Below are 10,967 nucleotides of genomic sequence, written 5' to 3' on the forward strand. Positions count from 1 at the left end.
CAGTATCACCCATTTGCGTCCGTCGCGCAGCCGTCACCCGAGCAAAAGCTCGATTCGCCAGCTAACCTGCGCAATAGTGGATGCGACTGACTGATGGTTCCCAGGGCGGTTCGACCGCTCTCGCGAGAAGGAGACAAACGATGAGGTTGCAGCTGACGCTTGACGTCCCCAACGTGGAGGACTGCCTCGATCTGGTCTACGCGACGCAGGACGTCGTTGACGTCGTCGAGGTGGGCTACCCGCTTCTTGTGGAGGAGGGGCTGTCGCTCGTGCGCCACGTCAAGCATGCCTTTCCCGACAAGCTGGTGCTGGCCGACGCCAAGATCTTTCACAGCGGCGGCTACGTGGCGCGCACCTGCTTCTCATATGGGGCCGATGCGGTGTCGGTGCTGGGGGTCGCCTCGGACGAGGCCTTCCGGGCGGTGCGCCGCGTCGCGGACGCCTGCGGCGGCACGGTCATCGCCGACCTCGCGGGCGCCGACAAGGTGGCTGCCCGTGCGCGGGAGCTCGTCGCCCTGGGCATCAACGCGTTCGTGGTCCCCTCGGGGCTGAGTCGCGTCGCCGACGAGAGGAGCCTGGTGTCGGATCGGGGGGAGGGCGGCGAAGCCACCCCCCTGAAAGACCTGCACGACCTGAGGGAGCTGTTGCCCCAGGCGGAGGTGGGGGTCGTGGGAAACGTCAACGCCGACACCATCGACCGGGTCGTCGCCGAGAGGCCCAGCGTCATTCTCGTCGGCCGTGCCATCGTAAGCGCAAAGGACCCGCATGAGGCGGCCCTGAGGCTCAAGAGGCGGATGGGGGCATAAGGCGCGAGCCTATCGCCCGTCGCGTCCGCACGGCGTCATCCCGCCCGTGCATCTGCTGCCATGCGTGCCTGCCGCGCGCCGCCCTTTGGCTCATCGCTATACTGGTAATCCGAGTATGGCGAGCCGGAGGTGCCATGGAATCTCTCTATCGGAAGTACCGTCCGCAGACCTTTGCGGACGTGGTGGGCCAGCAGCATGTCGTGTCCACCCTCGAGCATGCGGTGCTCGAGGGGCGTATCAGCCACGCCTACCTGTTCTGCGGCCCTCGCGGCACGGGCAAGACCACCATGGCGCGCATCCTCGCCAAGGCCCTCATCTGCGAGCGGGGTGCGGGGCACCTTCCCGACGGCAGCTGCGAGCAGTGCCGCCTCATAGCGGCGGGCGAGCATCCGGATGTGCTGGAGCTTGACGCCGCGAGCCGCACGGGCGTCGACAACGTGCGCGAGGAGATCATCAACCGCGTCGCCTTCGCACCCGTCCGCGGCCGCTACAAGGCGTACGTCATCGACGAGGTGCACATGCTCACGACGGCGGCGTTCAACGCGCTGCTCAAGACCCTTGAGGAGCCGCCCCCTCACGTGGTCTTCGTGCTGTGCACCACCGACCCCCAGAAGGTGCCCGAGACCATCCTCTCGCGCGTGCAGCGCTTTGACTTTCGCCCCATCGGCCACGACGCCATCCTCGCCCATCTTAAGGAGGTGTGCGGCAGCGAGGGGTTCGATTACGACGAGGCGGCCCTCGACCTGGTGGTTCGTCATGCTCGCGGCGGCATGCGCGACGCGCTCTCCACGCTGGAGCAGCTCTCCACCTTTGGCGGGGGCAACGTCTCGCTCGACGCCGCCCGCGACCTTTTGGGCGAGGTGACCACCTCGCAGCTCGTGGAGCTCTCCTGCGCCATCGCGCGCCGGGACGTGCCGGGCATATTCGACAAGGTCTCCAGGCTCGTGGACGACGGGCGCGACCTGCTGCAGTTCTCCCGTGAGCTCGCCGCCCACCTGAGGGACGTGTACGTCGTCAGCGTTGCGGGTCCGGACGCCCTGGCGCTCGACCTTGACGACGAGGGGCGTGCGCAAAGGCATGACGAGGCGCTCGCCTTTGGCTCTCCCGACTGCGTCGCCCATGCCCTCGCCGTCCTGAATGACGCCTCAAACGAGATGCGCGTGGCCACCAACCAGCGCCTGACCCTCGAGGTGGCGCTCACCCGCATCGCCCGCCCCCGGGCGGACCTGACGCTCGAGGCCCTTGCGGACCAGCTTGCCCAGCTCGAGGGGACCGTCGTGGCCCTCTCGGCACGCCTTCGCGACGCCGGGGCCTCGGACGGCGGCGCCGATGCGTCCGCTGTCGAAAGGGGCGGCATGACGGCGCCCTCGCCGGCGAGGGCGGCTCCCGCGGCATCGCGGACGGCGGAGTCCGCGCCCGCCCCCCCTCGGGCGGTTGGCGCCCCGTCGTCTTCGGACCAGCCGGCACCCGGCACCCCCGCGCCCGTCCCGACGGATCGTCCCGACGTGCCACCCGCGCCCGTCTCGCCTCCGCCCGCGGCGTCGCCCGAGAGGGCCGCCGTGACGGATGCGGGCGAGCTTCAGCGCAGATGGCGGCAGGTGGTGGACGTCCTGCTGAGGACCAACCCCTCGCGCGCCTCGCTGCTGAGGGCGTCCGTCGCCCGCGAGGACACCGGCGGCAGGCTCCTGATCCAGCTTCCCAAGGGCTCCTCGTTCGTCATGAACATGCTCGAGCGCACCGACGTGCGTCAAGGCGTCGACGAGGCGGTGGCCTCCGTCTTTGGCGCGCGGCAGCTTGTGTATGTCGAGGCACGCTCCGCGGGCCTCGGCCTCGCCCCGACGGCGCGGGGCGCGTCGTCCCCGTCCGCGCGTCCAGCCCCGGCGAGCGACGACCGACCCCGCCCCGACGCACCGCGTCCCGTCACGGACGCGCCGAGCGTGCCTCCGCTGGCCCCCTCCACCCCCGCCGGTCCGGTGACTCCCGCGCGGACGGCCCCCGACTCTGCCGGGCAGGCCCAGGCCCCCGCCTATGAGGAGGTGCCCCTGGAGAGCTATGGGGAGGTTCCCTTTGAGGAGGGGCCGCCCCGCGAGCCGTCGCCCCCCACCTCTTTCGCCCCCGCCTCTCAGGCGACGCGCCCTTGCCCGGACGAGCGAGAGACGCCTGCCACGGCACAGGCTCAGACCCAGACCTACGCGCCGGATGGTGCGCCCGTCTCCTCTCGGGCGGCCGGGGCCCCGTCGTCTTCGAGCCAGCCGGCGGCCGGCGCCCCCACCCCTGCGCCGCAGGCGACGTCATCGACGCCTGACGGCATGGAGGGGTTGCTCGCGATGCTCACGGAGGTGTTTGGCGAGGGCGTCACGGTAAGCGTGGAGAAGCCCGGTGGCGAGGACGGCGCCATGGGGCGGACTCGTCGCGAGTGAGGTAAGCTGAGGCTCTCACACGCGGCAGAACCAGCGTCCGAGGAGGACTCCCATGAACATGCAGCAGATGATGAAGCAGGCGCAGAAGATGCAGAGGCAGCTCGCCGACGCCCAGGACAAGCTCGGCCAGATCGAGGTGTCCGCGTCTGCCGGCGGCGGCCTGGTCAAGGTCACCGGCACGGCCGACATGCGCATCACGTCCGTCACCATCGACCCTGACGCCCTTGACCCCGAGGACGTCGACCTGCTGCAGGACACGGTCGTCGCGGCGGTCAACGAATGCCTCTCGAGCGCCAAGGAGGCGGCAAACAGGCAGCTGGGCGCCGTCACCGGCGGCATGAGCATGCCGGGGCTCTTCTAGTGTCGCTGCTAGGAGATGCGGGCGGACTGCGCCCGTCAGAGGACGCCCGTGCGCTTCAGCGCCTACTGGACGAGCTGGGGCGCCTTCCCGGCATCGGCCCCAAGTCCGCCCAGCGCATCGCCTACTGGCTCCTCGAGTCGGACGTCGAGACGGCCCGCCGGCTCTCGTCCGCGATCATGCAGGTCAAGCAGCAGGTGCACTTTTGTCCCATCTGCTTTTCCTACGCGGTGCGAGACACCTGTGACATCTGCGCCGACGCGTCGCGCGAGCGCTCCGCCATCTGCGTGGTCTCGGAGCCCCGCGACGTCTCGGCCATCGAGCGCACGGGGAGCTATCACGGCCTCTACCACGTGCTGGGCGGTGTCATCTCGCCCATGGACAAGGTTGGCCCCGACCAGCTCCACGTGCGCGAGCTGCTCGTCCGTCTGGCCGACGGCGGCGTCGACGAGGTCATCCTGGCCACCAACCCCGACGTCGAGGGCGAGACGACCGCCTCCTACCTCGCGCGGGTCATCGCCCCTCTGGGCGTCAGGGTGTCACGCCTCGCCAGCGGCCTGCCGGTCGGCGGGGATCTTGAATACGCAGACGAGGTGACCCTGGGCCGCGCCATCGAGGAGCGGCGTACTATATAGGCAACACGCCGGGCCAGCCCGGCGCCAACGCGCAAGGAGGTCTGGCAATGGCCCAAGACGTCAACGCCGCCCCCCGAAGGGGGAAGCACGCCGCCCACGCAAAAACGGACAGGGCACGACTCTCGTCCAGCCTGCCCACGGTTGGCCCCCTGGACGAGCAGGGCGCCCCACGCCCCATCGGTGTCGACCCCCAATCGACGGGGGCGTTCAGCCGCATCGCGTCGGGGGAGGGCGCCACGGTGGAGACGAGGGACAACATCGGGAGGATATCCCCCGACTCCACGTCGTCATGGAGGCGGACGGGGCTGGGAGACGACATGCGCCTGACCGGCCGCAACCGCCCGCGGGTGTTGGGCCGCTCGCAGGGGGGGGCCGACGACGCGCCCTCCCTCATGGCGCAGCTGCGCAAGCACTGGCTCATCATGGTGGCGGCGGGCCTCATGATCGTGCTGGGCCTCCTCTTCCTGCGCAGCTGCCTCGTCGCGCCGCCCGACGAGCCGGACCCCCAGCAGAGGACCCAGCAGACCCAGACCGCCGCAGACGGCACCCTGACCTACCAGGGCACGACCTTCTCGCTGAGGCGGCAGGACGACGGCACGTACGCCCTCGTGGGCCAGACGCCAGACGCCCAGTCAGGCGAGACCTACATGCAGCTTTCGGGCACGCCCGTCCAGCTCGTGCTCTACAACGGCGCGATCATCATTCCGGAGAACCTTGACGGAAGCTGGGACGTGCTCGCCTACACCGTGGGCACGGGCTCGGTGGGCGCGCAGGTGGTCGATGCCGACGAGCGTCCGGTGGGCGGCCCGGGCCAGATCGTCAAGGTCGAGCTCTCGGGGTCGGACCTGCTGGTCACGGATGACGCCGGCACCACGACCGCCGTGTCGCTCGCGTAGTTATGGAGCGTGGATGGACGAAACTTTTTCATGCTTTGCCCTAGACAGTGGGGAGGGCTTCTGGGTAGAATAGCTTCCGCACCAAATGAACGGGGTGTTAGCTCAGCTGGTTAGAGCGCCGGCCTGTCACGTCGGAGGTCGAGGGTTCAAGTCCCTTACATCCCGCCATGCCTGATCAGAGGGTCCCGTCGGGGCCCTCTTTTTTGTCGCGAGACCTACCGCTTGCTAGCGGTCTGCGACCTTCGACAAAGAATGCGGGGCATATGTGCCCATTCGTTACATTGCAAAAAACAGGTCAATTGTGTCACGGTAAAATGATACTTATGTAATACTCTTTACATCTATGTGACGAGGGGCCCGCCGCCCCACGGGGACCGCGAGGGAGACTCATGGCATCAGCTGCCGACCAAGGCATGGCCGCGTGCGTTCCGCACGGTCATGACGACGCGCCGTCGGCACTCGTGCGCCTTGCCGTGTTTGACTACGACGGCACCATGATCAGCGGCCAGTCGGGCGCCCTCCTGTCGCGCTGGCTCATCGCTCGAGGCATGCTGAGCCCCCTGCGCGCTCTGCGCCTGGGATGGTGGGGCGCTCGCTACTTTCTGCATCTGCCCTACCGACAGGACGAGGCGCGCGAGCAGATCTTCGGGGCGCTGTCAGATCGCACACCCCAGGAGATACGTCGGATCATGCATGAGTTCCATGACACGGTGCTGCTCAAGCGGTATCGCCAGGAGGCCATCGACGAGGTGCGCAGACGCAGGGAGGAGGGCTGCGTCACCCTGCTGGTCTCGGCCACGTTCCGTGACATCGCACGCGCGGCCGCGCGGGTCCTGGGCGTGGACGGCTTCGTCGCCACCGACATGGAGCAGGACGCGGACGGCAACTACACGGGAAACGTCAGCGGCACGGTGGTGGCCGGTCCCGAGAAGACGAGGGCGGTCGCGGCGTGGGCCGACGAGCATGTTGGCAAGGGCAGGTGGACCATCGCCTACTCGTATGGCGACCACCACTCCGACCAGGACCTTATGACCGCGTCCGAGAAGGCCTACGCCGTCTGTCCGGGCAAGACGCTCAAGCACGTGGCAAGTCGCCGCAACTGGGACGTGCTGGACTGGAAATAGCGTTCGCTCGCGAGGGCGTCTCGCGCCTTGCGAAGGAGGGAGCACGAGGTGGAACTCTCAAAGAAGCTTGACTATGCGATGCGCATGGTCGCCGAGCTGGTGGAGAACGAGGGAGAGACCATCTCGGTGCGCGTCGCCGCCGAGAATCGCAGTGTGCCCTACACCTTTGCCCGCTCCATCCAGCGCGACCTCGCGCGCGGGGGCATCATCGAGAGTAGTCGTGGCTCGCGGGGCGGCATGCGCCTGCTGGTGGACCCTCGGACCACCACGATTCGCTCCATCCTCGAGTCGCTCCAGGGGCCCATCAAGGTGTCGGTGTGCGACCACGCCGGCCCCGACGGCGGCTACTGTCCCTTTGCGGCCGAATGCCACTTCAACCCGGTCTGGTGCGAGGCGGAGAACATCCTGAGATCGTACTTTGACGCCATGACCCTGCACGACGTCATCATTGAGCACAAGCATCCGGTGCTCAGCAAGGGCAACCGCTTTGAGCTGGTGAGCCCGCGGGAGCAGAAGTAGGGTCCCGCATGGCCGTCGTCTCCGATGCGCAGCGAGCTCCGTTCGACCGTGTCGCCTGGTCGGCCTCGCTGGGCCCCTCCCTCACGGTCTTTCGCGCCCGGGTGCGCGAGGAGGGGCGCAGGCTGTATCGGGACCTTCCCTGGAGACGCACGCGTGACCCCTACGGCATCTGGCTGAGCGAGGTCATGCTTCAGCAGACGCAGGTGTCGCGCGTCGAGGGTCGCTGGGAGGCCTGGCTCGCGCGCTTCCCGCGCGTCGAGGACCTGGCCGCCGCCCAGAGCGCCGACGTCCTCGCCCTGTGGCAGGGCCTGGGCTACAACCGGCGCGCCATCGCGCTTAGGAGAGCCGCTCGGCAGGTCATGGACGCCGGCGGCGTCTTCCCGCGCGAGACGGAGCGTCTGCTTGAGCTGCCAGGCGTGGGGCCGGCCACGGCGGCGGGCATCCGCGCCTTCGCCTTTGATCTGCCCGGAACCTATCTTGAGACCAATGTGAGGTCGGTCTTTCTGCACGAGCTCTTTCCCGGCGTCCAGTCGGTGAGCGACCGCGAGCTCGCCCCGCTGGTCGGGGCCACCTGCCCGCCCGACGACGCGGACCCGTCCGACGACCCGCGCAGCTGGTATTACGCCCTACTCGACTACGGCGCGCACCTCAAGCGCACGACCACGAACCCGTCGAGGCGCTCGGCGGGCCATGGGCGTCAGTCGGCCTTCGAGGGCTCGCGTCGCCAGAAGCGCGCGGAGCTCGTGCGACTGCTGCTGGCGGGACGCGACGAGGGGGCGCTTGCCACCACGACGCTTGCACGCCGGCTCAACGAGGTCGAGCGGGCCGCCGGTCGCGCCGAGCTGGACGTGGGGCAGGTGAAGGGCCTGCTTGGGGAGCTTGCCGCCGAGGGCCTCTGCAGACGGGAGGCGTCGGGCTGGTCGGCGTAGGAACGCGCGGCCCTGCGCGGTGCGCACGTCACGTGACGGGCTAGGTCGCGTGGCCCTCCTCGAAGGCGGCCGCCGCCCTGCGGCAGCGCTCCCGCTCGTCTGCGCCGCGGGGATGCTCGGCCACAAAGTGCGCAAAGCCCTCGACCGAGAAGTCGTCCCACGTCTCGATGTCGCCCAGCGCCTTGAAGATGCAGCTTGGGACCTCGCCCAGCGAGAGGTTCTTGCGCATGCAGCCGTCGCAGCCCAGCCCCTTCGCCAGGTTGGTGGGGTTGTTGGGGTTGAGGGGGCAGGAGACGTCGCCGCAGCTGCAGAAATGTCTTGAGTCGCTCACGCTAGGCCCCCTTCCCGCGTCGGCGTGCGCCTCCGGTCGTCCGTGACGCGCGTGACGTCCGGGGTCGGGGGTTTCCGTTTGCCTTGAAGGCGACCGGGCAGATGTCCACGCAGCGGCAGGCGTCGCAGCGGGGGCTCTGGGCGGAGCAGACCTCCCGGCCAAAGTGAATCCACTGCTCATTGACGGGCGCCCAGAGCTCATGGGGAAGCAGCGCCAGCAGGTCCTGCTCGGCCTGGAGGGGGGTGGGGGCGCTCGTGAACTTGAGCCTGGTGGCGATGCGGAACACGTGCGTGTCGACGGCTATGCCGTCCACGATGCCAAAGGCCTTGTTGAGCACGATGTTTGCCGTCTTCCTGCCCACGCCCGGAAGGCGGACGAGCTGCTCCATGGAGGCGGGCACCGCGCCGCCGAAGTCTGCCACGATCATCTGCGAGGCGCTGACACAGTGGGACGCCTTCGAGCGCCAGAAGCCGATCGTGCGGATGACCTCGCCCAGCTCCGCAACGTCCGCGCCGGCCATGGCTGGCGCGTCGGGCCAGCGACGGAACAGCTCGGGCGTCACCTTGTTGACGGCCGCGTCGGTGGTCTGCGCCGAGAGCATCACGCAGATGAGCATCTCAAAGGGGTTGGAGAAGGCGAGGGCGCTCTGCACGTCGGGATAGGCCTCGCCCATGCGCCTGCAGAACTCCATGGCCCGCTCGCGCCGGGCAACCCTTGACTCGCGTGGCATGGCGCCCCCTCGCATCCCTCTTGCCTCGACTGCCTGGTCTCTGCCAGAGACTGTAGCAGCTCGCCTTCTCGCGTGGCAAGGCGCGAGCCTGTCGTGCGGGTGGCCCGACAAATGTCGCCGCTGCCGAGAATGCCCCCCGGCCCCCCGCGCCCATGAAATAGAATCAGATGTACCCGCACGATTTCAGCAGACGTCAACCATCCGGGGAGGCACCCATGGGCACGCCCATCGAAGATCTGCTCATCACCAACGATGACCTGTACATGATGGGAGAGGGTCGATGGTATCGCAGCTACGAGAAGCTGGGAAGCCACCCGGCCGAGGCGCTGGGCGTCGAGGGGTACTACTTTGCCGTCTGGGCCCCTGACGCCAGGAGCGTCCGCGTGATCGGCGATTTCAACGACTGGGACCAGGAGGCCACCTATCTGGAGCCCACGAAGGCGGGGTCCGTCTGGCGCGGGTTCGTCGAGGGCGTGCGCGAGGGACAGCTCTATAAGTACCTCATCGAGACGCCCGAGGGCGATTTGCTCTACAAGGCGGACCCCTACGCCAACTTCGCCGAGTGCCCTCCCGGCACCGCCTCGCGCACCACGGACATCACCGGCTACGAATGGGCCGACGACGCCTATCTCGCGGCGCGTCGGGACCGCCGCATGATGAAGGCGCCGCTCAACATCTTCGAGGTGCACCTGGGCAGCTGGAGGCGGCACGACGACGGCCTCGCGGGCAACGGCGACGCGGACGCCGACGACCACGCCGGCTCCTACCTGAGCTATGACGAGCTGTCCGAGGACCTCGTCTCGTATGTCAAGAAGATGGGCTACTCCCACATCGAGCTGCTCCCCGTCATGGAGCATCCCTTTGACGGGTCCTGGGGGTACCAGGTGACGGGCTACTTTGCGCCCACGAGCCGCTACGGCACGCCGCGGCAGTTCAAGCACTTCGTCGACGCCTGCCACCAGGCGGGCATCGGCGTCATCCTGGATTGGGTGCCCGGCGGGTTCTGCCGCGACGAGCATGGGCTCGTGCACTTTAACGGCCACAAGCTCTACGAGGAGGAGGAGCATCCCGACTGGGGCACCTACAAGTTCGACTTCACCCGACCGGAGGTCTGCAGCTTTTTGGTGTCAAACCTCCTGTACTGGATCGGCGAGTATCACGTTGACGGCATCCGCATGGACGGCGTCACGTCGATGCTCTACCTCAACTTTGGCATCGACGACGCCCACCTCAAGCGCTTCAACGAGAAGGGGACGGAGGAGGACTTTGCCGCCATCCAGTTCGTGCGCGCGTGCAACGACGCCGTGGGCGCCTATTACCCTGACGTCATGATGATCGCCGAGGAGTCCACGGCCTGGCCGCTCGTGACCTATCCCAGCTCCGACGGCGGCCTGGGCTTCCACTTCAAGTGGGACATGGGATGGATGAACGACACGCTGCACTACATGCAGACCGACTTTCCCTGGAGGCCGGGCAACCACAAGCTCCTGACCTTCTCGACGATGTATCAGTTCAACGAGAACTTCGTGCTGCCCCTCTCGCATGACGAGGTCGTGCATGGCAAGTGCTCGCTTATCACGCGCCAGCCCGGCGACTACTGGCGGCAGTTCGCGGGCATGCGCTCGCTCGCCCTCTACCAGATGACGCACACGGGCGGCAAGCTCAACTTCATGGGCAACGAGATCGCCCAGTTCATCGAGTGGCGCTACTACGAAGGCATCGAGTACTTCCTCACTGAGCAGTACGACAGCCACGCCCGCCATCAGAGGTACGTCGCGGTGCTCAACCACTTCTACCTGGATCATCCGGCGCTGTGGCAGAACTCCTTCACCGCCGAGGGCTTCGAGTGGATTGACGCCGACAACGCCGACCAGGACATCATCACCTTCGTCCGTAAAGGGGACGAGTCCAAGGACGACCTGGTCATCCTCATCAACTTTGACGTGAACCCGCATGAGGAGTTCCGTCTTGGCCTGCCCCGGCCCGGCTACTGGCGTGAGGTCTTCAACACCGACGACGTCACCTTCGGCGGTTCGGGCGTCACCAACGAGGACGTGCGCTTTGCCTCCGAGGACGTCAGCTGGAACCGGCGCAAGAGCTCGCTCGTGCTGAGGGTGCCGCCGCTCGCGGGCCTCATCCTGGCCTATGACGGGCCGCTTCCCAAGCCCAAGGCCCCGGCGAAGCCCAAGTCCAAGACGTCCGCAAAGTCCAAGGGCCGC

At 67.9% G+C, this 10,967-nt stretch carries 11 protein-coding genes and 1 tRNA gene; 10 read left to right on the plus strand and 2 right to left on the minus strand.

Going from position 1 to position 10,967, the window contains the following annotated elements; translation table 11 throughout:
* Window positions 1-140 precede the first annotated feature (140 nt).
* From HMPREF2826_RS02575 to HMPREF2826_RS02615, 9 genes are all read left to right on the plus strand, one after another.
* Entirely contained in the window at window positions 141-806 is a 666-nt protein-coding gene (locus tag HMPREF2826_RS02575) for an orotidine 5'-phosphate decarboxylase / HUMPS family protein (RefSeq protein ID WP_070638934.1), read from the plus strand.
* A 134-nt stretch (window positions 807-940) separates the two neighbouring features.
* Window positions 941-3,226, plus strand: coding sequence for a DNA polymerase III subunit gamma/tau (gene dnaX / locus HMPREF2826_RS02580; RefSeq protein ID WP_070638936.1), 2,286 nt, complete (start codon window positions 941-943; stop codon window positions 3,224-3,226).
* Window positions 3,227-3,278: 52 nt separating this feature from the next.
* Window positions 3,279-3,587, plus strand: coding sequence for a YbaB/EbfC family nucleoid-associated protein (locus tag HMPREF2826_RS02585; RefSeq protein WP_058270775.1), 309 nt, complete (start codon window positions 3,279-3,281; stop codon window positions 3,585-3,587).
* Window positions 3,587-4,219, plus strand: a complete 633-nt coding sequence (gene recR / locus HMPREF2826_RS02590; protein ID WP_246824660.1) for a recombination mediator RecR — start codon at window positions 3,587-3,589, stop codon at window positions 4,217-4,219. The genes HMPREF2826_RS02585 and recR overlap by 1 nt, the downstream gene beginning before the upstream one ends.
* Window positions 4,220-4,266: 47 nt before the next feature.
* On the plus strand, window positions 4,267-5,115 hold the full coding sequence (locus HMPREF2826_RS02595; RefSeq protein WP_070638938.1) for a hypothetical protein: 849 nt from the start codon (window positions 4,267-4,269) through the stop codon (window positions 5,113-5,115).
* A 91-nt stretch (window positions 5,116-5,206) separates the two neighbouring features.
* Window positions 5,207-5,283: transfer RNA gene (locus tag HMPREF2826_RS02600), tRNA-Asp, on the plus strand.
* A gap of 221 nt (window positions 5,284-5,504) precedes the next feature.
* Window positions 5,505-6,239 (plus strand): HAD family hydrolase, encoded by a 735-nt coding sequence (locus HMPREF2826_RS02605; RefSeq protein WP_246824662.1) that lies wholly within the window; start codon window positions 5,505-5,507, stop codon window positions 6,237-6,239.
* Between the two features lie 48 nt (window positions 6,240-6,287).
* Window positions 6,288-6,758, plus strand: coding sequence for an RrF2 family transcriptional regulator (locus tag HMPREF2826_RS02610; protein WP_070638940.1), 471 nt, complete (start codon window positions 6,288-6,290; stop codon window positions 6,756-6,758).
* Window positions 6,759-6,766: 8 nt separating this feature from the next.
* Window positions 6,767-7,687, plus strand: a complete 921-nt coding sequence (locus tag HMPREF2826_RS02615) for an HhH-GPD family protein (protein ID WP_070638942.1) — start codon at window positions 6,767-6,769, stop codon at window positions 7,685-7,687.
* Between the two features lie 40 nt (window positions 7,688-7,727).
* Here HMPREF2826_RS02615 and HMPREF2826_RS02620 read toward each other — a convergent pair whose 3' ends face one another.
* Entirely contained in the window at window positions 7,728-8,018 is a 291-nt protein-coding gene (locus HMPREF2826_RS02620; RefSeq protein ID WP_070638944.1) for a DUF6485 family protein, read from the minus strand.
* A gap of 1 nt (window position 8,019) precedes the next feature.
* On the minus strand, window positions 8,020-8,748 hold the full coding sequence (nth, locus tag HMPREF2826_RS02625; protein WP_058270771.1) for an endonuclease III: 729 nt from the start codon (window positions 8,746-8,748) through the stop codon (window positions 8,020-8,022).
* Window positions 8,749-8,963: 215 nt separating this feature from the next.
* Between nth and glgB the strand changes: the two genes are divergently transcribed.
* The coding region (glgB, locus tag HMPREF2826_RS02630; RefSeq protein WP_070638946.1) for a 1,4-alpha-glucan branching protein GlgB at window positions 8,964-10,967 on the plus strand (2,004 nt) is incomplete at its 3' end.

Source organism: Olsenella sp. HMSC062G07 (assembly GCF_001811895.1).
GTDB classification, from domain to species: Bacteria; Actinomycetota; Coriobacteriia; order Coriobacteriales; family Atopobiaceae; genus Olsenella_F; species Olsenella_F massiliensis.

What these genes read in the sequence shown, in the direction of transcription:
- nth (WP_058270771.1), bottom strand. Translation starts at nt 8,748, where the DNA reads ATGCCACGCGAGTCAAGGGTTGCCCGGCGCGAGCGGGCCATGGAGTTC.
- dnaX (WP_070638936.1), top strand. Translation starts at nt 941, where the DNA reads ATGGAATCTCTCTATCGGAAGTACCGTCCGCAGACCTTTGCGGACGTG.
- HMPREF2826_RS02595 (WP_070638938.1), top strand. Translation starts at nt 4,267, where the DNA reads ATGGCCCAAGACGTCAACGCCGCCCCCCGAAGGGGGAAGCACGCCGCC.
- HMPREF2826_RS02605 (WP_246824662.1), top strand. Translation starts at nt 5,505, where the DNA reads ATGGCATCAGCTGCCGACCAAGGCATGGCCGCGTGCGTTCCGCACGGT.
- HMPREF2826_RS02575 (WP_070638934.1), top strand. Translation starts at nt 141, where the DNA reads ATGAGGTTGCAGCTGACGCTTGACGTCCCCAACGTGGAGGACTGCCTC.
- HMPREF2826_RS02585 (WP_058270775.1), top strand. Translation starts at nt 3,279, where the DNA reads ATGAACATGCAGCAGATGATGAAGCAGGCGCAGAAGATGCAGAGGCAG.
- HMPREF2826_RS02615 (WP_070638942.1), top strand. Translation starts at nt 6,767, where the DNA reads ATGGCCGTCGTCTCCGATGCGCAGCGAGCTCCGTTCGACCGTGTCGCC.